This is a genomic window from Chryseobacterium sp. TB1-D10 (assembly GCF_059803555.1).
This window is the reverse complement of record NZ_JAPFHB010000002.1, coordinates 349175-373558: the sequence shown is the minus strand read 5'-3', so window position 1 is coordinate 373558 and position 24384 is coordinate 349175. Positions and strand designations below refer to the sequence as shown.

The 24384-nt window shown below is 35.2% G+C and carries 21 protein-coding genes; 10 read left to right on the top strand and 11 right to left on the bottom strand.

What is annotated here, in order from left to right:
* Positions 1-12 precede the first annotated feature (12 nt).
* Together OPU68_RS04075 and OPU68_RS04070 are read left to right on the top strand one after the other, a co-directional pair.
* The gene (locus OPU68_RS04075; protein ID WP_498472716.1) at positions 13-3975 is read left to right on the top strand and encodes a DUF7948 domain-containing protein; all 3963 of its coding nucleotides are present in this window, start codon (positions 13-15) and stop codon (positions 3973-3975) included.
* A gap of 7 nt (positions 3976-3982) precedes the next feature.
* Entirely contained in the window at positions 3983-4321 is a 339-nt protein-coding gene (locus OPU68_RS04070) for a hypothetical protein (RefSeq protein ID WP_498472715.1), read from the top strand.
* A gap of 75 nt (positions 4322-4396) precedes the next feature.
* Here OPU68_RS04070 and OPU68_RS04065 read toward each other — a convergent pair whose 3' ends face one another.
* The 4 genes from OPU68_RS04065 to gldD all read right to left on the bottom strand — a co-directional run bounded on the left by OPU68_RS04065 (position 4397) and on the right by gldD (position 9301).
* Positions 4397-5773 (bottom strand): peptidylprolyl isomerase, encoded by a 1377-nt coding sequence (locus OPU68_RS04065; protein ID WP_498472714.1) that lies wholly within the window; start codon positions 5771-5773, stop codon positions 4397-4399.
* 65 nt (positions 5774-5838) lie between these two features.
* Positions 5839-7674 (bottom strand): hypothetical protein, encoded by a 1836-nt coding sequence (locus OPU68_RS04060; protein WP_498472713.1) that lies wholly within the window; start codon positions 7672-7674, stop codon positions 5839-5841.
* 52 nt (positions 7675-7726) lie between these two features.
* On the bottom strand, positions 7727-8647 hold the full coding sequence (locus tag OPU68_RS04055) for a PfkB family carbohydrate kinase (protein ID WP_498472712.1): 921 nt from the start codon (positions 8645-8647) through the stop codon (positions 7727-7729).
* Positions 8648-8740: 93 nt separating this feature from the next.
* Positions 8741-9301, bottom strand: a complete 561-nt coding sequence (gldD, locus tag OPU68_RS04050) for a gliding motility lipoprotein GldD (protein WP_498472711.1) — start codon at positions 9299-9301, stop codon at positions 8741-8743.
* Positions 9302-9859: 558 nt separating this feature from the next.
* Between gldD and OPU68_RS04045 the strand changes: the two genes are divergently transcribed.
* From OPU68_RS04045 to OPU68_RS04035, 3 genes are all read left to right on the top strand, one after another.
* Positions 9860-10726: a sigma-70 family RNA polymerase sigma factor gene (locus tag OPU68_RS04045; RefSeq protein WP_027383822.1), complete on the top strand. Its 867-nt coding sequence runs from the start codon at positions 9860-9862 to the stop codon at positions 10724-10726.
* 90 nt (positions 10727-10816) lie between these two features.
* Positions 10817-11407 (top strand): hypothetical protein, encoded by a 591-nt coding sequence (locus OPU68_RS04040; RefSeq protein ID WP_498472710.1) that lies wholly within the window; start codon positions 10817-10819, stop codon positions 11405-11407.
* Positions 11408-11412: 5 nt separating this feature from the next.
* A complete protein-coding gene (locus OPU68_RS04035; RefSeq protein ID WP_498472709.1) occupies positions 11413-12525 on the top strand; it encodes an FAD-dependent monooxygenase in 1113 nt (370 codons plus the stop codon).
* Positions 12526-12528: 3 nt separating this feature from the next.
* On the opposite strand, the gene OPU68_RS04030 is transcribed toward OPU68_RS04035, so the two are convergent.
* The 4 genes from OPU68_RS04030 to OPU68_RS04015 all read right to left on the bottom strand — a co-directional run bounded on the left by OPU68_RS04030 (position 12529) and on the right by OPU68_RS04015 (position 15514).
* Positions 12529-13071, bottom strand: a complete 543-nt coding sequence (locus tag OPU68_RS04030) for a coiled-coil domain-containing protein (protein WP_498472708.1) — start codon at positions 13069-13071, stop codon at positions 12529-12531.
* A gap of 52 nt (positions 13072-13123) precedes the next feature.
* Positions 13124-14026: a TIGR01777 family oxidoreductase gene (locus OPU68_RS04025; RefSeq protein WP_498472707.1), complete on the bottom strand. Its 903-nt coding sequence runs from the start codon at positions 14024-14026 to the stop codon at positions 13124-13126.
* Between the two features lie 90 nt (positions 14027-14116).
* The gene (locus tag OPU68_RS04020; protein WP_498472706.1) at positions 14117-14941 is read right to left on the bottom strand and encodes a CvfB family protein; all 825 of its coding nucleotides are present in this window, start codon (positions 14939-14941) and stop codon (positions 14117-14119) included.
* A 444-nt stretch (positions 14942-15385) separates the two neighbouring features.
* On the bottom strand, positions 15386-15514 hold the full coding sequence (locus OPU68_RS04015) for a hypothetical protein (RefSeq protein WP_498472705.1): 129 nt from the start codon (positions 15512-15514) through the stop codon (positions 15386-15388).
* A 392-nt stretch (positions 15515-15906) separates the two neighbouring features.
* Here OPU68_RS04015 and OPU68_RS04010 point away from each other — a divergent pair, with 392 nt between their 5' ends.
* Positions 15907-17673 (top strand): helix-turn-helix domain-containing protein, encoded by a 1767-nt coding sequence (locus OPU68_RS04010; protein ID WP_498472704.1) that lies wholly within the window; start codon positions 15907-15909, stop codon positions 17671-17673.
* A 5-nt stretch (positions 17674-17678) separates the two neighbouring features.
* Here the strand turns inward: OPU68_RS04010 and hisS are convergent, their stop codons facing one another.
* Complete coding sequence (gene hisS / locus OPU68_RS04005; protein ID WP_498472703.1) at positions 17679-19025, bottom strand: histidine--tRNA ligase; 1347 nt, start codon at positions 19023-19025, stop codon at positions 17679-17681.
* Between the two features lie 149 nt (positions 19026-19174).
* On the opposite strand from hisS, the gene OPU68_RS04000 reads away from it, so the two are divergent.
* Positions 19175-19630 carry a nuclear transport factor 2 family protein gene (locus tag OPU68_RS04000; RefSeq protein WP_498472702.1) on the top strand — a complete coding sequence of 152 codons (456 nt, stop codon included), beginning with the start codon at positions 19175-19177 and terminating at the stop codon, positions 19628-19630.
* Entirely contained in the window at positions 19630-20244 is a 615-nt protein-coding gene (locus tag OPU68_RS03995) for an alpha-ketoglutarate-dependent dioxygenase AlkB family protein (protein WP_498472701.1), read from the top strand. The genes OPU68_RS04000 and OPU68_RS03995 overlap by 1 nt, the downstream gene beginning before the upstream one ends.
* A gap of 139 nt (positions 20245-20383) precedes the next feature.
* On the opposite strand, the gene OPU68_RS03990 is transcribed toward OPU68_RS03995, so the two are convergent.
* Complete coding sequence (locus OPU68_RS03990) at positions 20384-21535, bottom strand: MFS transporter (protein ID WP_498472700.1); 1152 nt, start codon at positions 21533-21535, stop codon at positions 20384-20386.
* Between the two features lie 162 nt (positions 21536-21697).
* Here OPU68_RS03990 and yidD point away from each other — a divergent pair, with 162 nt between their 5' ends.
* Positions 21698-21934 carry a membrane protein insertion efficiency factor YidD gene (gene yidD, locus OPU68_RS03985; protein ID WP_498472699.1) on the top strand — a complete coding sequence of 79 codons (237 nt, stop codon included), beginning with the start codon at positions 21698-21700 and terminating at the stop codon, positions 21932-21934.
* A gap of 423 nt (positions 21935-22357) precedes the next feature.
* Positions 22358-23215 (top strand): prolipoprotein diacylglyceryl transferase, encoded by an 858-nt coding sequence (lgt, locus tag OPU68_RS03980; protein ID WP_498472807.1) that lies wholly within the window; start codon positions 22358-22360, stop codon positions 23213-23215.
* Positions 23216-23272: 57 nt separating this feature from the next.
* On the opposite strand, the gene OPU68_RS03975 is transcribed toward lgt, so the two are convergent.
* Entirely contained in the window at positions 23273-24304 is a 1032-nt protein-coding gene (locus OPU68_RS03975; RefSeq protein WP_498472698.1) for a threonine aldolase family protein, read from the bottom strand.
* Positions 24305-24384: the final 80 nt, after the last annotated feature.

The following is a 24384-nucleotide window of genomic DNA, read 5'->3' as shown; positions in this document are numbered from 1 at the left end:
TATAACCGCACGATGAGAAACATTTATTCTTTAATTTTTATCTTAATATTTATTAGTTTTTTTGCTCAAAAGAAAAATCAAGATTTTTCTTTTTACGAAAACAAAGGTCAAATTGTGGATCAAAACGGAAAATCATATCCGGAAGTAAAATACCTACTTAATTCACCAGGATTGAATGTTCAAATTAAACAAAATGGTTTTTCTTATGATGTTTATGATATAGAAAGAAAAGGTCAAAAAAGAAAAGCTGAAAAAGAAAGCTTGAAAAAGCCTTTGAATAGAAGATTTCTAAAAAGTGAAACTAAATTCAAATATCATAGAATTGATATTGATTTCGTAGATTCCAAATCAAATCCTGAAATAGTTGCAGAAGAAAAATCTCAGGATTATGAAAATTATTATAATCTTCCAGATAAAAAAGAAGGCGTCAGCTTCGTTCACCATTATAAAAAAGTTACCTACAAAAATCTTTATAAAAATATAGATCTGGTTTTCTTCAAACCCGAAGATTCTACAAAACCTATAGAATACAATTTCCTAGTCCATCCCGGCGGAAAAATGTCCGATATCAAAATGAGATTTGAAGGGGCAAAAACAAAACTGAAACATGGTAATCTTTCTATGAATCTTAGATTTGGTGAAATGCAGGAAAACATTCCCAATTCTTGGATAGAGAATGACAGAAAACAAAGTATTGTTGTTAATTATAAAGATCTTGGAAATCAGACTTTCGGTTTTGAATCTTCCATCAATAATTCTGATAAAACGATTGTAATAGATCCTACTCCTACAAGGATTTGGGGGAGTTATTTTGGTGGTACTGGGGAAGATTATGGAATTGTAAAAACAGATTCAAATAACGATGTGTATGTCTATGGAGAAACCGACAGCAAAAATAATATTGCAACAGTTGGGGCTTTCCAAAATAATATCAAAGGAGGTTACGATTCTTTTATTACCAAAATAACTAAAGATGGCAATCAAAAACTATGGGGAACTTATTACGGAAATAAGTATGATGATAATATTGGATCTGTGGATTTTGATAACAGTAATAATGTTTATTTTGGTGTAACAACTGATATTCCTAATCCTGCTTATCCCAATAACTGGTTTTATTTTTTTCCAAAAATAGTATTATTAAAACTAAAACCTGATGGATCTTTGGAATTCGAAAAGAGATTTATTGATGATATCCCCGGCTATTTTTTCTTAGGATATTCCGGTGATAATCTTCTAGTTTCTGATGTTGCTGTTAGTAATAATAAAGTCTATTTAGTAGGAACAACTACTATAAAAAGTGGATTGTCCACACCAGGCGCTTTTCAAGAAAATCCGGATGTTGCTGGATTTCAAACTGGATTTATAACACAATTTGATATTAATGGAAATCTTAGCTGGTCTACATATTTCAGTGGAAATCATGCTACAAGCTTGGAACAAATAATAAATACCGAAAATAATTATATAGAAATATTAGGAAATACGAGAGCATCTAATATTCCTATGATCAACCCAATAAAAAGTGAAAATAATACAACAGAAACTGACGGATTATATTTCAAGTTTTCTGATACTGGAACCCTTTTATATTCAACATATCTTGGCGAACCAACTTTTGATTACTTTCAATATGCCAGAAGAATTGGAGATAAAGTTTATTTAGGTGGTGAGAAAAGTTTAAACTCTCTGGAAAGTGGCATATTCTATATTATTGATACTAATACTAATTCAATCTTAAGTCAAAAATCTTTTCGTCTTTATGATACTTTACAAAACTGGACATTCATAGATCATAGTGGAAATTTGTTTGTAACTGGGTTACTTCAGAATGCCAGCCTGGCTTCTCAAATTACAACTTCAGGTGCTTATTTGGAAAATCCCACGAATCTGCTTAATGCTTTTTACATCAAGTATGATTCAAATCTAAACAAAGTATGGGGAACTTTTTACGTAGGTAATGGCGCAACACAACTAGCACAAACGACGCAAGATGACGAAGGTAATTTATATTTTTATGGGATGTCAAGTAACAATACAACAGGTATTTCTACTCCTGGTGCTTTTCAACAAACTGGTGGACATCCAAGTAATGATATGTACATCGCCAAATTCCAAGACTGTTCATCATTTGCACAACTAAGTTCTAATTCTCCGATTTGTGTGGGAAAAGAAATTCAACTTGGTGCGAATGGCGGAGCTACATATGACTGGACGGGCCCCAATGGATTTAAATCCAACCTTCAAAACCCTAAGATCCCAAATGCATCTTTAGCAGCAGCGGGAATCTATAATTGTGCAATCACTGGAACAGCTGGTTGCAATACTTCCACCTCCATAACTATAGTTATAGGTGACAATATCAAACCAACAGCCGACATTGCAACTCTGCCAAAAATCACAGGCGACTGCAAAACAGTAATAACTACAATCCCAACCGCAACAGACAATTGCAAAGGAAAAATAACTGCAACAACCACAGATCCTCTATCCTATTCTCTCCCGGGGAATTACACAATCAATTGGAATTATGATGACGGTAATGGAAATATTGCAACCCAAACTCAACAAGTAGAAATTACACAACAACCCTTACCTACAGGAAATTCAACACAACCTTTTTGTAAAATCGATAATAAAACAATATCTGACATCCTTGTAACTGCGATCAATCCAAAATGGTATGATGCAAGCGGAAACATCATAAGTACTTCTACTCCATTAATTGATAACACAAAATATTACGTCACTCAAAATTCAAGCGGTTGCGAAAGTGCAAAGAAAGAAATACTGGTTACACTATCAGATCCTAGCCCACCTACAGGAAAGACAACTCAGGATTTTTGTTCAGCTTCCAATCCTACTTTGAAAAATATTACTATTACGGGAACCGGCATCAAATGGTATAATAGTTTTGGAAATCCTATTCCAGATACAACACCATTGGTAAATGGAACAACTTATCACGCTTCTCAAACTATAAATAGCTGTGAAAGCACTCAAAAGCTGGCAATTCTGGTAAATGTTGTTACAAATTATCTTTCGGCTAATGATTATTCTCCACCAGCTTTCTGTAACGATACAACAGCAAACTTTAAAACCATCAATCTTGATGATTATAAAAAAGAATTCATCACAAATCCGCAAGATTATACTTTCGAATTTAGAAATAGTTCCAATCAAGTTGTAAGCGGAACTGTAAATCTTAATATCGGATCTAATATTTTCGATGTGAGAATCATTTCTTCTCTCGGATGTTATCAGGATGTAAAATTGAGTCTGACACTGGATCCTAAACCAGAAATCAACCTCCGGAAAGAAGAAGAGTTTTGTGATAATCTTGGTGTAGAATTAGACGCTGGTGCTGGCTTCGGCTATTCTTACGATTGGAATACTGGGGAAAAATCTCAGAAAATCATTGCTGATAAAGAACAAACTTACACTGTAAAAGTGACCAATCAATTCGGGTGTGATAATACAGCTAGTGTAGTTGTGAAAAAAGCCAAACTGGCATCCATTCAAAATATTCTGATAACCAATAATAATGCAATAATCATAATGTCATTTACCGGCGATTATCTTTACTCTTTGGATCAAATCAATTGGCAAAGTTCCAACAAGTTCGAAAATTTGAGCAACGGAAATTATACTGTTTTTGTAAAAACTAATCTAGGATGTGATCTCGGTTCAAAATCTTTCACCATATTTTCTTTAAGCAATCTTTTCTCTCCAAATGGTGATGGAATCAATGATACATGGAAAATATCAGGCATAGAAAATTATCCCAATTCCGAAATCAAAATAATGGATAAAAACGGAATAATGGTCGTAAATCAAATCACAAAAGGACTACCCTTCGAATGGAACGGAGAATCAAATGGTCGAAAGTTACCAACCGACAGCTATTGGTATCAGATCAAATTATCAGACGGAAGAATCATGGAAGGCTATGTTGTCATTAAAAACAGAAATTAAATAATGTATGGAAGAATTAAATGAACTTGAATTAACTCTCTTAGAAAGTTTAACATCCAAATATCCTCAGCTAAGATCTCACATTCCATTTCTAAAAGTATCCGAAAGAAAACTGACATCAACCGGATTGGATGTTAATCTTGAGTATGTTAATTTCAATGATGAGATTGATGATACGAATGCCTTATTCAGCAATGGTGAAAACATCGGAATCAAGGGTTTGAAAGAAGGTTTAGGATATGTAATTGATGTTACAGTTGGGCAAATTACATCCATCGAATTCTCAACGTACAACGAAAAATGGGACGGAAAGTTTACAGATTTTAAGATTGTAGAAAAGGAATAAATCTATAATAAAAATATTAAAACAAAAAAAGGATGAGCGTTTTGCTCATCCTTTTATTATTTATTATCTCAAAGATTATTTAGTGGTGACTACAGTTCCTTTCAGCCAGTTGCTATGGAATTTGCAATCCTTGTATTTGTTGTCTACAGAGATGAAAATGGAAGGGATTTTTGCATTTACCCATTTCTCAACGATCTCATTTTTCTTTTTGTTAAGTGCCATTTCCTTGATTCTTTCGTAGTCTGTGGAAAGCTCCAGCTGATGCGCATCAATAATATCATTTACCTGAATAATGGTCAACATCTTTCTTTTTTGCTGATCTTCCTGTTGGAAAGGCTCAGTAATATCGCTCTTTTTAAGACCTGCAATCTGATAAGAAATAGTCGGATCCAATCCTAATTTCTCCAATTTATCAGAACCATCCTGATTATTGGTCATAATCCCAGCGGAGAATTTGTTGCTTTTGTCATCAGAATATTTGTAGGCTGCATCTTTGAAACTGATTTTATTAGAGATGATCAAAGTTCTGATGCTGTCCAACTCCTTTTTTGTAGCAGCTATTTCACTGGCATTCGGTGTACTTTTTATCAGGATATGTCTTGCATCGTACTTCTTTCCGTTTCTTTTGATCAGCTGAATCAGGTGGTAACCATACTCAGATTCCACTGGATCTGAGATTTCGTTTTCCTGAAGATTTAGTGCCGCTGCTTCAAATGGTTTTACCATCTGCCCAACATTGATATTCTTGTAAAGTCCACCCATTGCAGCAGAACCTTCGTCTTCGGAATAGATTCTTGCCTGGCTTTCGAAGCTTTCTCCTTTTTTAATATCTTCTTTGATTTTATTGAGTTTATCAATAATTTCTTTTTTATGAGTCTCAGAAATTTTTGGGAACATACTAATTTTTGAAAGCAAAACTTCGTCTTTTACATTCGGTAACTGGAATTTGAACTGATTGTAGAAATCCGTTACTTCGTTTGGCGTTACATCCGCTTTCTCGGTAATTCTTCCGTATTTTGCCTGTCCGTAATAGTTATCCGCATCAATTTTCTCGATCGCTGTTTTCATTTCGTAAGACGTACGGAATTTGTAGGCTGCCAACATTGCTTTCTCATCCGGAAACTGGGAAAGAATCTGAGTGTACTTTGTTCCTGCCATTTCCTTGATTGCTGCAGATCTGTTTTCTACCAATGTATCCTTTTTTGCTTCAAAAATCAGCAACTTGTTGTTCAGGATACTTTCCATAAAATCACATTTATCTCCCACATTTGCGCCCTGCTGTTTTGCATAGTTCGCTTGATCCTCTATGTCAGACTCCAGAATGATTTCGTCGCCTATTACGGCTGCAATCCCATCTATGAGCTGACCTTTTTTTATTTGAGCAGATAAATTTGTATTAAATAAACACAGCATTACTGACAATAAAAAAAGACATTTCGTGTATTTTAACATTATTTTTATTTATTAAGGTGCAAAATTAAGATTATCAACCAATTCTGCTTCATTTTTTGTTATAATTATTTCTTAAAATTTCTATTCAGTTCTGCCATAAAAGCAGGCTGGATTTCAATTTTTGTTTTTGCACGTTGGTCGGCAATTGTTTTTTGGAGCAATTTCTCCGTTACTGCGTCTGTCATTTCCGGTTCAGCTTCTGCCTGTGTCATCTGCTGCTCCGGTAAAAGTGCGTCTATTGCAACTACCACATCACGCTCTCCAATTTTAGTAGTGAAAGTTCCTTTTTTGAAAGGCACATTATACTTTTTGAAAATCTCAGCAGATTCCTGAATTTTCCCTTGCTCGAAATGAACTAAAACCTGATTTTTATCATTAACCTGATTTTTATATTTCTCTTTCAACGCATCCCATTTCTTCGGATCCTTGGTTTCTTTCTCGATTTCCTTTAGCAATTTCGGATCAGAAATAACGGCAGCTCGGGATTCTGCTCTCTTTTCCCAGACGAATTTTGACTTGTTTTCGTTATAATAATCTGTATAAAGTTTTGGATTGTTTTTAACTTCATCCTTCAGGTATTCTGAGAAGATATATTCCGAGAACAGGTTTTTTCTAAGCTCATCTACTTCTGGTTTTACATCAGGAAGATTTTCAAAATTCTTTGCATAGACACCTATCATATATTGCTCTGCCTGATAATTAACCAGCTCCGACCATTGATTGGTTGGCAATTGTTCCAGATTTTTATATTGAGAATCTATGGCTTTTTTCAAATCCTCGTAAGTCACTTTATTTTTTCCGTAAGAGAAAAGAACAGCTTTTGGATTTTTTGGATTAAGATAGCTTTGGTAAGATTTTTTAATCTCAGCAAATTCCGGAGTTTCAATAAATTTATCCTGAGTTTTCAGCCATTCTACAAGTTTTGAAGTCACTTCCTCCCCATAGCTGGTTGCCAGCATTTCTTTCTGGAAGAATTTTCTGTTAGCATCCGTAAGCGCATAAGGCTCAATGTTATAAATATTAAAGATGAAATATTTATCTCCAAAAAGAATTGGTGTTTTTGTATAGAAATCTTTTGGCTGCCCTTTCAATGCGTTGTAAACTTCGTCCGGTAAAATTGGCGAACCCATTACTGCACCGCCAGAATTTTTCTCTTCCTCTGTCGCTCCAAATTCTTTCACTACGGTTTGGAATTTCTTCCCGGATTCTAATTCTTTGTAAATTTTGGCTTTAGTCGTTCCATAATTCGCATCATTGGGAATCGTCAAAACGCCAAAAATCATATAACCTAAACTAGGTCTTGTAGCCACAACTTTTGCAAAAGCAACCACATTTGGTTTATCAATAAACGAGGTATAAGAATTTGCCGGCGCATTTTTTAACTGCTGATACAAATCATAATCCAACATTCCCGGTTTTATGTAGAAAGGCTTCGCAGCCTCCGGCGCTGCATTCTTTGCAAGAAAATCTTCCATCTTCAGCTTTCCGGATTTCACTTCGTTGTAAAGAGCTTTATAGTCGGTTTTATCGTCCGTTTTTTTCTGTTTAATGAAAAGAAGAACCTGCGTTTCAGTTTTGCTGGAATTGACATAATCCTGAAGAATCGGATCAACAAGACCTTTTGGATAGAATTTCTGTTCTCTCAATTCTGACATTTTCTGATTCATAGAATTCACGAAAAAGTTAAGCGTATCCGCTTTTTTCTCCTTTGCCAATTGCTGCAACAGCAGGAATTCTACCGTGGAATTTACAGATTTATCCGGACCATTGGTTTCCAGTCCGTATTTATTTTCTTTAATGTAATCTTTTACAGAAATGCTGTCTCTACCCACAATCAGATATTGCGAAAAAGCCATTTGCGAAGTAAACGCTAAAACAACCGGAAAAAAAATCTTCTTCATTTGATATATTTTATAACACCCTTTTGAGTGATAAATTTGTGTAAGGTTAAATTTAAATAACAGCTTCAAAAGTCGTTAACTCTTTAAATTGGTTGATTCTCTCGCTCAATTCTTCTTTAGTTACATTCTCGATTCTTTCTGTCCCGAATTTCTCCACCGTGAAAGATGCCATTGCACTTCCAACAATGATCGCAGTTTTCATACTTTCAAAACTAAAATCACCTTTCTTTGTGAGGTAAGATGCAAATCCGCCTGCGAAAGTGTCTCCAGCGCCGGTTGGATCAAAAACTTCTTCCAATGGCAAAGCAGGAATTGCAAAGATTTTCCCATCGTGGAAAAGCAATGCGCCGTGTTCTCCTTTTTTGATAATCACATATTTTGGTCCCAAAGTGTGGATTTTCTTTGCCGCTTTTACTAAAGAATATTCTCCGGAAAGTTGTCTTGCTTCCTCATCATTAATTGTGATAACATCTGTTTTTGCGATTACTTTCATCAAGTTATCCCAAGCGATGTCCATCCAGAAATTCATGGTGTCAAGGATGACCAATTTTGGCTGAGTTTTCATTCTTTCCAAAACTGAAAGCTGAACTACAGGATCAAGATTTCCTAACAAAAGAACTTCTGCTTCTGAAGAATGTTCAGGAACTTTCGGGTCAAAATCTGCCAGAACATTCAGTTCTGTAACCAAAGTATCTCTCGAGTTCAAATCGTTGTGATATTTCCCGCTCCAGAAAAAAGTTTTACCATCTTTTACCATTTCTACCCCATCCACATTGATGTTTTTGGAAGTCATCATATCAAGATATTCCTGAGGAAAATCTCCTCCGATTACGGAAACCAAACTCACTTCTGTATCAAGAGCCGAAGCTGCTAATCCAATATAAGTGGCTGCACCACCAAGAATTTTATCTGTTTGTCCAAAAGGTGTTTCGATGGCATCAAATGCTACAGTTCCTACTGCTAGTAATTTCATAATTTAAGTTTTTGCTAATGGCAATTGGCTTTTCGCTGATTACCTATTTTATATATTGTTATTTTTTATTCTTATTGTCTTTTACATTGATTCTTATTTCTGTTTCCATTCGAAAGAATCTATCAGATGCAAAAGGTCTTTTTTGATATAATCTACAGCCGGCGCCAAAGAATCCGGACGCGGACGTGAATTGAAATATAAATTCCCTGTTACAAAATGTCTAGTACTGTCTGTCACATAAAACTGAATGTTTGATGCGGTTTGACCTTTCAGTTCATAGAAATTTCCGTAAACTTTTTTCTCCGGGTAAGCGAATGATTTTGTATCGATAGAACTCGCTTTGATCGTGTGTTCATAAACCATTTTCTCTACTTCTTTCACGTGAAGCGGAAAATCATTCTTGATAGGGAAATACGTAATGAAAACGTTGGCTTTCATCCCCGGATATGATAAATTGTACCAGCAAGCTTGTTTTGCATCTTTGACTTTTGCAAAATCTGAATAATCAAAAGAGTAATCACAAGGTGCAGAAAAATTCAGGTATTTCGGGGCCGGATATTCCAAACGCAGATCGCCTTTCGGTTTTGGAACCGGTTCTTTGGCACAGGAGAAAAGTGATAAGCCGATGAAAACTCTGATCAGATTTTTAAACATTCGGCAAAAATAACAATTAGAATCGATACAGAGAATTTTGAATACTTAATTTTTGTTAAGAATAATTGATTTACAGAGAAATACTTTAAATAATGATTGGAAACTTGATGGTTTTCTCGAATATTTGGTAAATTTTACGGATTGTTTTAATTGTAAAAGTCTTCGATTCCGCTCAGACTGGCACATTTGACAATTTGGAAATTGGTTATTATTTGTCACACTGAGCGGAGTCGAAGTGTTTTTTGATAAGGATAACAAAACCTTCAAATCGTTGTAGAAAAGTTGTGATAACACAGAATCTGCAGCCCGACTTGAACGGAGCTCATTTTTTTGTGGCTGGAAAAGCGATGGCAAAAAATAGCGGGAGTGGAAGGCGGAAATAGCTGCCATAAAAAAATATAAATAGCTATTCGACAAAGTCAAAAGCTGCCCAAATTCTATTAATTTGTTTTAAAATGCGTTAAAATTGAAGATTAATCCGATGAAAATAAAATATTTGTAACCTTTTTGGGTTTCTGATCGTATAATATATTGCAACCTAAAGAATGAGGTTTTTATATGAGACAATTAAAAATTACAAAACAGGTTACCAACAGGGAAACCGCATCACTAGACAAGTATCTGCAAGAAATCGGAAAAGTGGAATTGATCACGGCCGATGAAGAGGTAGATTTAGCACAGAGAATCCGCGCTGGCGACAGAGCTGCACTGGAGAAATTGATCAAAGCTAACTTACGTTTCGTGGTTTCCGTTTCCAAGCAGTATCAGAATCAGGGACTTTCGCTTCCCGATCTGATCAACGAAGGAAATCTTGGTCTAATGAAAGCGGCGAAAAGATATGATGAGACGAGAGGTTTCAAATTTATCTCCTACGCTGTTTGGTGGATTCGTCAGTCGATTTTGCAGGCTTTGGCCGAGCAGTCGAGAATTGTAAGATTACCATTGAATAAGATTGGTTCTATCAACAAGATCAACAAAGCTTATGCTCACCTGGAGCAAGAGAACGAAAGACCACCTTCTCCGGAAGAATTGGCGGAAGTTCTGGATATGAGCGAGGAAGACATCAAGGAATCTATGAAAAACAGTGGTCGTCATCTATCGATGGATGCGCCGCTTGTGGAAGGTGAAGATTCTAACCTTTATGACGTTTTGCGTTCGGGAGAATCTCCAAGTCCGGATAAGGATCTGATGTTGGAATCTCTACAGATCGAGATTGAAAGAGCGCTTCAGACTTTGACGCCGAGAGAAGCTGATTTGGTAAGATTGTATTTCGGATTGAACGGAAAACATCCAATGACGCTTGAAGAAATCGGTGAAACTTTTGACCTTACGAGAGAAAGAGTTCGTCAAATCAAAGAAAAAGCGATCAAACGATTGAAACACAACACAAGAAGTAAGATCTTGAAATCTTACCTCGGAAAATAAAAATTCCTTTTTGGAATGAAATTGAAGCAAGACTTTTTGGTCTTGCTTTTTTTGTTTTAATAATTAACTTTGTTAAAAGCGATATTAACTATGAAAAAAACTTTATTATTTCTTTCTCTTACTTTGGCCGTTTATTCTTGTAAAGAAAATAATTCTGATAAGAATGAAATTGTTGAAAAGGCTGCAGAAAATACAGAATCCAGTTTTCCAATCAAAAGAATGAGTAAAAGTCAAGACATTTTAAATGGAATCTATTCGGAATTACTAAAGAATGATAAAGAGCTTCAAAAACTTGATGAAAAAATTAATTCAATACAAAAAGATGGTAAGATAATAAAGAATATTTATAGTGATGTTGTCAGTAATTCTGATGATTACTACTTACTAGCTAAGAATAGTGCAAAATCAATTCAAGATTCTATTTTGAGAAAAGAAATTCTCGCACTTGTACGAAATAGTTCCGACAAATTTAATGTAAAGAAAAATAAACTTGAGGAACTGAAAAAACAAGTCAGACTTAACAACAATAGAATATTTAGCTTTTATCAAGCTTTGAAAATCAGAAGAACACTTCCTGAAATCGAGAAATATCAGAAAGCTAATCCATTAAAATCTGATAGTTTATCACTATTTATCAACAAGCAAAATCAATTGTTGTCAGAATTAAAAAATATAAAATAAAAACAATGAGCATCTCAATCATCGGTGGCGGAATTGGCGGTTTGACTTTGGGAAATTTTCTGAAGCAAAACAACATCGATTTCAAGATCTATGAAAGTGCACCGGAAATAAAACCCGTTGGAGCCGGAATCGCAATGGCGGGAAACGCAATGCAGATTTTCGATAAACTCGGTTTGAAAGAGAAGATTGAAAAAGCGGGAACCAAAATGCACGCTTTGATCATCACTGATGAAAAACTGAAAACTATCTCGAAAACCGATGTTCTGAAACTTGAAAGCAAATACAAGGTTTGCAATATCGCGATTCACAGAGCGGAACTTCAAAAAGTCTTGAGTGAGAATATTTCAGAAAACATCATTCTTAATAAGCGTCTTTCGACCATTGAGAAGAAAGAAAATTACCATTTGACTTTTGAAGACAAAACAAAAATCGAAAGCGAGATCATATTCGGAGCTGATGGAGTGAAATCTTTGGTAAGAAACCAAATTCTTAAATCCGGACAAATCCGTGAAGCCAAACAAAAATGCTGGCGTGGAATATTGACCACCGAAATCCCAGAAAAATACAGTCACAACGCCTATGAAATGTGGGGGAAAGGAAAACGTTTCGGTTTTGTTAAAATCAAGGATAATACTTTGTATTGGTATGCTTTGGTGAATCAGAAATTCTATTCTGAAGATATTGATCTGATGGAAACATTCAAAGAATTTCATCCTGATGTTTTGGAAATGATTTCTAAAACTTCGAAACAAAATATTATTCTAAATGACATCATTGATTTAAAATCAATGGAAAAATGGACTGCGGAAAATCTTTGTTTGATTGGTGACGCAGCGCACGCCACAACGCCAAATATGGGACAAGGTGGTTGCCAAGCGGTGGAAGATGCATACATCATTGGAAAACTTTTAGAAACTGAAAAAGACTGGAATAAAATCTTTCATCAATTTGAAAAGATCAGAAGATCAAAAGTAAATCACATTGTTAACACAAGTTGGACACTTGGGAAAGTCGCACAATGGGAGAATTTTACGGGACTTCGGAATTTTATGTTTAGAAATACTCCGGAAAGTGTGAATCAGAAACAGATGGAGAAAATTCTGAAATTGGAATTATAAAAATTAATCTTCTTTTTTAAGGCTTTCAATCAAACCTTCTAGTTCTTTGATCTTGTCTTTGAGGTTTTTAATATCATTTTTATTATTGGAAACTTTGCTTTTCAGCATTACCGTTCTGGCGCGTTCACTGTGGTCATCGTCATCATCATCCTCGTTGATTTCCTCCACATCTTCCTGGATCTCATCTATATCCTCTTGGATCTCCTCTACATCTTCCTGGATTTCCTCGATATCTTCCTGGATCTCATCAATATCCTCCTGAATTTCATTGACATCTTCCTTCAAGTCTTCGATATGTTCTGTACTTTTATTGACTGACATTTGGATGAAAATCGCAAGATAAATCGCTTCCAGAGAAACAACCGTTGTGAGAACCAACAACATATGCTCAAACTCTACAATTTTAAAAATTGGTAATGCAAAACAGACAATAAAGAAAACTGTGTGAAAAATAAGCGAAGGAATAGATCCAACCCACCAGATAATTCCATTGGCGATTTTCTCTAAAACCGTGACTTTTTCCTGATTTTCTTCTGTAAGCTTCATTGATAAATTTTGATAAAAGTAGGGATTTAAAAAGCTATTTGCAAAATGAATACTAATTAATCACATCTGCCAAAGCTTGATCCAAATTGTTATAGATAAATTTGAAACCAGAATTTTCAATTTTTCTGGACGAGACGCGGCTTCCTTCCAAAGCCAAAACTGACATTTCACCCAAAATAGTTTTAATAATAAATTTAGGAATATTTGGCAGCCAAATTTTCTTACCAAGATGAGAGGCGATTTTTTCGGTAAGTTCTTTATTATTAATGAAATCCGGCGCAACAGCGTTGTAAGCGCCATTCATAGAAATATCCTCTACAGCTTTGAAATAGATATTGATCAAATCATCGATATGAATCCAAGGGAAATATTGTTCTCCGCTTCCTAAAGCTGCTCCTACATTTAATTCAATTGGTTTTTTAAGAACTTCCAAAGCACCACCTTTTTCGGAAAGAACCGTCGAAGTTCTGATGCGTACCACTCTGCTACCAAGCTTTTCGAATTGTAATGCTTTCAGTTCCCAATCCGCACACACATTCCCAAGAAAATCGTCAGCAGGCGGATCGTTTTCAGAGAAAATTTGCTGAGATGTTGTTTGCCCGTAGATTCCTACCGCGGAAGAAGAAATCACAGCTTCCGGGTGAATTCCCTTTTTCTGCATTTTTTCATAAATGAACTGTGCAGAATTTATGCGGCTGTCGTAGATTTCTTTTTTATAAGATTCTGTCCAGCGTTTGCTGATCGTTGCTCCTGCAAGATGAATGAAAATATAAGTATTATCCAATGCGCCCTCCTCAATAAAACCTTTTTCATAATTCCAAATGTAAGATTTGAAATCAGATTTTTCAGGTTTGGAACGCACAAGAATTTCTACCTTATAGCCTCTTTCATATAATTTTTTAGCAAGTTTTTTTCCGACAAGTCCTGTTGCGCCGCTGATGAGAATCTTTTTCATTTGGGAATTTCCTTTCTGAGATCAAAAACGAGTCCAAGTGAAAATAATTGTCTACAAAGTTTCAGAAAATTGATAATTGTCAATTGAATATTACAACAACTTTATTCTGTCATCAGAAATCTCAATAATTTTGTCTTTGTAAAGGCTACCAATGGCTTTTTTAAAGTTTTTCTTGCTCATCTGCAAATCATCTTTGATCTCGTCCGGAGAAGATTTATCGGAAAGGTAAAGCAAACCGTAATTATCATTGAGTTTATCAATAATTTTTTGCTTGTATTCGTCTACATTTTCGAAACCTTGCGGCTGTAGTGTGACATCTATTTTCCCATCTTCACGAATGGTTTTGATGTAGCCTGTTTCCTCTGAAAGTGGATATAGTTTTTTGAAAACATCAGTTGAGTAGATGAGTCCAATGTATTTTTTATTAATCACGACATTCCAACCCAATTCGGATTCATTCATGATAATAAGATCAACTTTGTCGCCTTCTTTCAGTGGTAAATCTTCGTACTGCGGATTACGTTTGAATTTGGTAGTTCCGGTAGTTAATCCAGTTGCATCATCGGTATAAACATAAACAATGTAGCGTTTACCTTCCAGAATTTTGGATTTCTGCTGCTTGTACGGTATGAACAGATCTTTGATGATTCCCCAATCCATAAAAGCGCCTGTCGGCAGACTCTGCACGCAAGTCATCACTGCAAATTCTCCTATTTCTGCATTGGCTTTTTCGGTAGTAGCTTTTAAGTTTCCATCGTCCTGGTAGACAAACACTTCAACTTCGCTCCCAATTTCCCAGGATTCATCAGCAAAAACTTTTTGGATGAATGCTTTTTCGCCATTTTCATCATTCAGGATGTAGCCAGAAGAGATTTGTTCAGCAATTTTGAGGGTTTGGGTTTGACCAGGTTTCATAAATTGAATTTGGTGCAAAAATAGAGAAACTTTTCTTTAATGTAGCTTTTTACGGAATATTTCATCACCGAAACAAATTCTCAAAATAAATGAGATGAAACCTGCTAGTTTTACGATTATTAATTTATTTAATTTAAACATGATTATCTTATTTTAAATACGGTTCTGTCAGCATAATCATCGTGATGAGAATCTGACTGAGACCGCTAGTTATAAATCCAAAATTCAGTTTTTTATCTAACTTTCAAATTATAAATGGTTTTAAAACAATACTTCATTATTGATAAAGGTGATGAACCTTCAGCAAATTAAGCCCAGAATACATTTAACTATAAAATAAATTATAATAAAATGGTTAGTTAGTTTTTATATAACCTCAATCCATCAGAAATGGATTGAGGTTTTTACAAGTGTAAAGAATGAATGTTATTTCAAAACCGGTCTCTACCAGTGTGTCCTGTCCTTTGGTGGATCTTTTGGTGGATCTACAGCGTTTTGTGCTGCGCTATTAACTTTTATTGAGTCCGTACCTGTACTGTCCGTGATTTTGTTTGCGGTATTTTGTTTAGTCATAGTACTAACTTCCATCTCAGAAGCTGCGTCATCTTCTCTACACGAGACAAAGTTAAAAGAGACAAATGCAATCGCTAAGATTGTAAAGAACTTTTTCATATTGATATAATTTTTTATTTTTAAAGTGAGTTGCAAAAAAAGATAATTCTTTTCTTATTCTGTGACGAAATTAGATTCTAATTTTGAACCCTGAAAACATTTATGGTCTTGATTGGGAAATAATGACGTCCTAATTCGTAAATTGCTACATGCTTAAAATTCTGTAAATCAATAAATTGATATTACAAATGATAAAAACACACTCATATTCTTTTTCTATTAAATAGTTGTCAATCATATTTAGGATTTACGTATTTTTGCAGATACAAATGGTGAGGTTTTAAAAATTTATCATGAAAAATTTTTTCATTGTCATATTATTACTATTCTCCGGTTTTGTTTTTTCAAAAGACAATGATCCAAAATCCTATGATTTTTTCAGATCAAAGTATGAAACTTTTGATGAGGGCGATAGCAGGGCTTTTCTCTACCTCAAACCTTATATAAAAAAGGCTAAAAAAGAAAATAAGCCAGATGAGTTGTTTCAAGCTTATAAGGACGCTTCGTTTTATTCAAAATCAATCCAAAACAAACTTCAATATGCAGATAGCTGCATAGATGCAGCATACAAGTCAAAAAATGATGACAGAATCTCGTCGTCCTACGTTTTGCGTGGAAGTATTTATTACGCCAAACAAAAAAAATATAAATCTGCATTGGATGAGTACCTTATGGCCTATAAATACGCCAAAAACTCAAATGATCTTTATCTCAAAAATAAGATTTCCTATCACCTAGGCGTTATCAAAAACTATTTAGGATACCACGAGGAAGCTTTGGAGCTATTCAGAAATTGTGTTCGCTATTTTGAAACAGAATTGAACACAGCGAATTCTTCTTTCGGAAATGAGATCTACAACAATGAAAAAGGTTATCTAAACAGTCTTCATCAGATGATTATATGCTACAACCATCTGAAGGACAGCAAAAAAGCAGATTCTCTGATAGACATTGGATTGTTAAAAACCTTTAACAACACAGATTTTTCACAAGAAAGAAGCTATTTTTTAAAATCCAAAGGCATCTCGGAATATAATAACAACAAGTATCAATCTGCTATTGAGAATTTTGATCAATCTCTTAGTATGATGAAGGATGATTTTGCCTGGATGTCAATCGATTATTTCTACGTAGGCAAAAGTTATCTCGCACTTAAAAATGAAGATCTTGCAATTTCAAATTTCAAAAAAATAGATTCTATTTTTAATAAACACGAGTTTATCCTTCCGGAACTTCGAGAAAACTACGAGCTTCTAATCAACCATTACAAAAGAAAAAAAGATCACGAAAAACAGTTGTACTACACCACGCAACTTCTTAAGGCTGATAGCATTATCTCCAGAGATTTCGCCTATCTTTCTATGAAAATCCATCGGGAATATGATACCAATACACTGATGGAAGAAAAAGGAAGACTGGAAACTGCCAATATCTGGGGCGCTTATTTGATTTCAGGTCTTCTGATTACTGCTGGAATCCTTGGATTTATTCTACTGAAAAGACACAAAAAAGAGAAAAGTACACTGGACAACTATCTTATTTTGCAGGAAAAACTGAGAAACGACAGTTATACAGAATCAGAAAAATCAAATTCTCAGACTCCGGCGGCACAAGCAGAAAATTGTGATGATAAAAAACCGCACATCACAGAGCTTTTAAGACAAGATCTGATGCAAAAGCTAAAAAAATTCGAAGAGAAAAAACAGTTTACACAAAAAGGTCTGACCATTCACAAACTTGCAATACAGTTCGAAACCAATTCCAATTATCTCTCATACGTTATTAATGAGCAAAAGGGAATGAATTTTAACCGATACCTTGGCGATCTCAGAATAAAACATATTACTCGACTACTATTTGAGAAAAGTATTTATCTCAATTACACCATTGATAGTTTGGCAAAAGAATGTGGCATAGCATCACGACAGAACTTCTCGGATTTGTTTTTTGAAATCAATGGTATCAGACCTACAGATTTTATCAGAAAAAGAAAACAGGAAATTGAGGGTATCGACTATCCTCAAATGAAGAGTATTACCAGTCTTGTTTCTGATAATTAAAGTTATTATAAAAACTCTTCTATTTTCAAAGTTTGCTGTTCGCCAGAAATAAGATTTTTGATGGTGACTGTTTGGTCTTTTATTTCTTGCTCGCCAAGGAAAACCAGATTTTCAATGCCTTTTTTCTCGGCGTAAGTGAATTGCTTTTTCAATTTCGAAGCGTCCGGGTAAAGTTCTGCAGAGATATTTTTTTCTCTTAATCTTGAAATTAATTTTAAGGCTTCGATGGATTCTGCTTCTCCGTAATTGGCGAAAAGATATTTGACTTTAACGTCAGAATCTTCCGGGAAAATTCCCAATTCTTCCATCACAAGATAGATTCTGTCCAGTCCAAAAGAAATCCCAATTCCGGGAACATCTTTCACACCGAAAACTTCCGTCAGGTTATCATAACGGCCGCCACCACCGATGGAACCCATCGCCACACCCTTCGCTTTCACTTCGAAAATCGCACCTGTGTAATAATCCAAACCTCTTGCAAGCGTAATGTCAAAAACGAGATCTTCGGAATTAATTCCAAGTTTTAAAGCATTTTTGATAACGAATTCCAGTTCTTCAACACCCTTTAGTCCAGTTTCATTGCTCTGGAATTTTTCTTTTAAGTTTGATAGATTTTCCAGTGCATCATTGGTTTGATTGAAAAGAAAATCCAGTTTTGAAATTGCTTCTTCCGAAATTCCTTTCTCCAGCATTTCTTTTGTCACGCCATCTTTCCCGATTTTATCTAATTTATCCAGCGCAACTGTGAAATCAATTAATTGATCTGCAATTCCTGCATATTCTGCAATTCCGGAAAGGATTTTTCTATTATTAATGTGAACTGAAACCGCCAAATTCAAATTATTAAAAGATTTAAAATATAATTGAAGCAACTCCACTTCCTGCCAAAGGCTCGTACTTCCAACCACATCCGCATCACATTGGTAAAATTCTCTGAATCTTCCTTTTTGAGGACGATCTGCTCTCCAAACCGGCTGGATCTGATAACGTTTATAAGGAAATGCCAATTGGCCCTGATTCATCGCAACAAATCTTGCAAATGGAACTGTAAGATCGTAGCGAAGCGCTTTTTCAGAGATTTGAGAAATTAATTTTTGAGAATTTTTATTGCACCAATCTTCATCATTTGTTTTTGAAGCGTAATCTCCGGAATTCAAGATTTTGAAGATCAATCGGTCACCTTCTTCGCCATATTTCCCCGTCAATGTAGAAAGGTTCTCGAAACTTGGGGTTTCTAAAGGCTGGAATCCAAACAATTCGAAATTATGCTGTAAAACATTGGTGATATATTTTCTTCTGGAAACTTCTTTTGCGGTAAAATCTCTCGTTCCTTTTGCTAAGCTCGGCTTCATTTTATAATAGATAAATGATGATTGATAATTGATAATCGACTGCAAAAATAAGGATTATAGAATAAGGACAGAAAATTTGGAAGATGAAACTTTGTCAATAATCATTAATTGAAAAGTTAATCGTATTTTAGAACCTTAAAAACAAATAAATGAAAGCCATCAAAATTCTGATTTCGGGAATAATGTTTTGTTCAATGTTGATTTCTTGCAATAATTCAAACGAGAAGATTCAAACTGAGAATCAAAAATTAGTTGAAAATTATTTTAAACTCTTCAATGAGCATAAATGGAAGGAACTTTCTGAACTTTATGTTGAGAATGCGCAATTCAAAGATCCTTCTTTCGGAAATGGAATCGTGAAACAATCTAAAGCTGAATTTGTTAAAAAATATACGGAGCTCAATCAGGTTTTTCCAGATTTAAAAGATAAGGTGCTCCAAGTCTATCCTTCCGGTGACAAGAATATTATTGTTGAGTTTGTTTCCACGGGAACAGCGCCGGATCAATCCAAATTTGAACTTCCCATTTCCACCATTTTCACTATTGAGAATGGAAAGATCACCAAAGATTACACATACTACGATAATTTTGAAGAAGCAAAATAATGAGTCTTTTTGACGACCAACTTGAATTAATAGAAAATATTCTGCCTTATGACGGAACAACATCTTACTACGGAAAAGTGTTTTCTGAACAAGAAGCGAATAATTACTTCAATAAATTAATGACGGAAATAGAATGGAAAAGTGATGAAGCCGTCATCTTTGGAAAACTCATCGAGACCAAAAGAAAAGTCGCTTGGTACGGAAACGAGCCTTTCAGTTACACCTATTCCGGACGAACAAAAACTGCTTTGCCGTTTAACAAAACATTACTGGAAATAAAAGAAAAAATCGAATCAGTAAGTGGCGAAATTTTCAATTCCTGTTTGCTTAATCTCTACCACGACGGTTCGGAAGGAATGGCCTATCACAGCGATGGGGAGAAGGATCTAAAGGAAAATGGCGCAATAAGTTCTGTAAGTTTCGGAGCAGAAAGGAAATTCAACTTCAAACATAAAACTACGAAAGAATTGGTTTCATTAATTCTGGAAAACGGAAGTTTATTGATGATGAAAGACACAACGCAGAAATTCTGGCTTCATAGATTGCCGACGACAACAAAAATTATCAAACCAAGGATCAGCCTTACTTTCCGAACAATTGATAAATCAAAATAACTTTCAAATTTGGATTGGTAGAGTTTCGTACCTACGGCACTTTAGACTCATCGTAATTTCTTTTCTGCAAACATTTCACTCGTTCGGAGAATTTAAAAAAATCTTCATTTCATTGTGTTAAATTAAATCAATAGTCCAATTAAATCACAGCTTTATACTTTCTCATAAATCCAAGACAAAGAACTAATCCTATAATTGATAATCCTGCGCCAACCAAAGATGGATAATTGTACGTCAGTCCAAATTCCAAAGGCAAACCACCGAAATAGGCGCCAAGAGAATTCGCAATATTGAAAGCCGCCTGCATAATTGCAGCGGCCATCATTTCCGAATTTTTGGCAGTTCGCAGCATAATGATGTTGATAGGCGTTCCGACAGACATCGATAAAACGCCACAAATAAAAGTCAAGACAAGAGAAATTATTTTGTTTTCTGAGAAGAAAAATACACAGATCAAAGCTAAAATCATTGCTGTAAAAAGAATAGCCGCCGCTAAAGCCGGTCGCATTTTATCAGACATAATACCACCCAAGAAATTTCCGATAACCATTCCGGAACCTGCCAAGACCATAATGTAAGCGATGGAATCTGTCGGAAATTTGGAAACGTTTGTCATCAAAGGTGTGATATAACTGAACCAAGCGAATAGACCTCCAAATCCAATAGCCGAAATCGAGATAATATGCCAGGCTTTGATGGTTTTGAAAAACTCCAATTCATCTTTCAAACCAACTGTTCGAAGACTATTCATATAAGGAAGGAGGAATTTCAGAGCGAGAATAGTGACCAATCCTATCAAAGAAACAACGCCGAAAGCATATCGCCATGACAATTGATGTCCCAGCCAGGTAACAAATGGAACCATTGCGAGATTCGCCAAAGTCAATCCAGCAAACATCATTGCAATACTTTGCGCCTGTTTTCCGGGTTTTGCCAATCGTGATGAAACCACAATCCCAACACCGAAAAACGCGCCGTGAGGAAGCCCAGAGAGAAATCTCAGAATCATCATCGTATAATAATCATTGGATAAAGCCGACAATCCGTTGAAGATGGTAAAGGCAATCATTAGGAAAATCAAGATTCTTTTGGGAGGAAATTTTGCAGCGTAAGCTACCAGGATTGGCGCACCAACCACTACGCCTGCTGCATAAGAAGAAATAAAATGCCCAGCCTGTGGAATTGAAATATTTAAAGATTTGGCAACATCCGGCAAAAGCGCCATTATTACGAATTCTGTAGTCCCAATTGCCAATCCGCCAAGTGTTAGCGGAAGTATTCTCTTATCCATTTTGCAAAAGTCCTCAATTTAAAACTCAAATTCAAGTTTTGCAGATTTAAAACATCGAATGATAAGATTAAATTAAACTATTGTTTAAATTGAGTTAACAAAAAGAAGAATAATTTCGTATTCCTTTCTGTTTTTTCTGCTATTTTTGCATAGCTTAATATGATGCTGAACAAAATCCTCACTTTTCCGATTGTGGTTTTGATAAAGTTTTATCAATTCGCCATTTCGCCGTTTTTGGGGAAGAACTGCAGGTACGATCCTACGTGTTCGCATTATACTCTGGAAGCGCTGAAAGTTCACGGACTCATAAAGGGAAGTTGGATGGCGATGAAAAGAATTGCAAGCTGTCATCCTTGGGGAGGCGAAGGTTATGATCCGGTGCCGTCGAAAAAACATTAAAATTAACTATCAATGAACAATATTTTTCTAAGATTTTATCTCATCTTATTTGCGGGAATTTTCCAAATGGTTTCTTCCCAAAGTTCTGCAAATGACCTTTCAGACGGAACTTTGAAGATCAATAACAAAGAGACTTTAGCTGTAAAAATCTTCGCAACACAAAGACCGGATTCGTTAGCAAATCAATCTTATAAAACCATTAACAATGAACTGATTATCCTGAATGAAGAGAATATTACACCAGAATCTGCGGATCATCTGGCAAGTATTCAGAATGTTTTGGAATCTTTCAAGAAAAATAATTTTCAGTTTTTGGATAAAGACTTGAAACCAGTCGAACCTGTTCTTGACCAGAAAAATATTGAGAATTTCAAATATTTATTAAAGTCCAATCATGTTTTAAAACTTACAGACCATGCTGAATTGGAAACGAGTTTCAAAATTTGGGATCCGATAAAAGGAATCAAACTAGGTCCGGTAATGCTTCATTTTTACAGTCTGATGTTTATTCTGGCTTTTGGTTTAGGCTATTTCATTATGGCAAAAATCTTTAAAATCGATGGTGTGGATGAGAAATATCTGGAACCATTTTTCACCTGGACATTGCTAGGAACCATTCTGGGAGCAAGATTAGGACACGTTATTTTTTATCAGCCGGAACTTTTCAGGGAGGATTTCCTGAGTGTGTTTTTACCGATCAGCACAAAAGGCGGTTTGCATTTTACAGGATTTTCCGGATTGGCAAGTCACGGCGCAGCGATAATGGTCATTGCAACCACTTTATATTATAGTTACAAGATTATTAAGAAAAATCCGCTTTGGGTCTATGACAGAATCGGAATTGTGGTGGCTTCCGGCGGTGCTTTTGTAAGAATGGGAAATTTTTTCAATTCAGAAATCATCGGAAAGCAGGTTAATCCTTCTTCCCCATTTGCCATTTTATTTCCACAGCAAAGTTCAGAATATGGTGTTACTGTCCCGAGATATCCAACGCAGTTATTTGAGGCTTTTGGTTACATATGTCTGTTCTTTTTGCTTTGGTTTTTATATCGTAAAACAGACAAAAAATATCAGCAAGGCTGGTTATTCGGATTATTCTTCATTCTACTTTGGGCGATCCGTTTCTTTGTAGAATTCCTGAAAGAGCCTCAAGGCGAAGAATTCATTTCGTTTGCCGGGCTTAATACCGGTCAGATTCTGAGTATTCCGTTTATGGTTGCAGGAGCGGTGATCATGATTATCTCGAAGAAATACAAACTTCAGAAAGAGGAAATAATATAAAGAAAAAACTCCCTATTTGGGAGTTTTTTTATGAATAAATTTCAATACAGTTAAAATTTACAAAGCTTTAATTTCATTAATAAAATCTTCAACTACCTCATCAGCAGTTGCCCAGGAAGTAATTATTCTTATTGCAGAATTCTCTTCATCCATCTTTTTCCAAACATAGAAGTCAAAGTTCTTAGACAACTTTTCGATTTGAGAATTGTTAAAGATTGGGAAAATCTGATTGGTAAAAGTTTCGCATAAAAAGTTGAAGCTTTTGTTCTGAAAAGCCGATTTGATCTTCATTGCCTGAACATTGGAATGTTCTGCCAGATCAAAATACAGATCATCTTTCATCAATTCTAAAAACTGAATTCCCAACAATCTTCCTTTCGCCAGCATCGCGCCTTTTTGCTTGATGTGGAATCCAAAATCTTCTTTTAATTTATCATTTGTAATCACAATTGCTTCACCGAGAAGCGCGCCGTTTTTTGTTCCACCGAGATAGAAAACGTCTGTGAAATTAGCAATATCTTCCAGAGTCAAATCATTGATTTCCGAAGTCAGAGCCTGTCCCAATCTTGCGCCATCCATAAAAAGATAAAGATCGTGTAATTGGCAAAATTCGTACAATTCTTTCAGTTCATTTTTCTGATAAATCGTTCCGATTTCTGTTGAATTTGAAATATAAACCAACTTTTGTTTCAACTGATGTGGTTTGTTGGTGTGAGAATCTAAAACTGATTGAATGTGTTTTGGTTTTAGTTTTCCATCTTCGGTTACGATGCCGTGGATTTTGTGTCCTGTTGCCTCTATGGCGCCGGTTTCGTTGGTGAAAATATGTCCGGTTTCAGCAGAAATCACACTTTCGTGAGGGCGAAGAATCGAAGAAATAATTAAAAGATTCGCTTGCGTTCCGCCACTTACAAAATAAATATCTGCTTTATGATCATTAATTTTATTCTTAATTAATTCTCGGGCTTCATTAGAATAATCATCGTAACCGTAACCATTTTGCTGATCGAGATTGGTTTTGATTAACGCTTGTAAAATATTGGGATGACAACCTTCTGAGTAGTCATTTTTAAAAGAATATTTCTTCATTTTTTCTTTCTGCTTTATGTGTATTCAAAGGTATTAATTTTGATTTATGGGTTAAAATTAAAAACAAATTAAATTGTTAG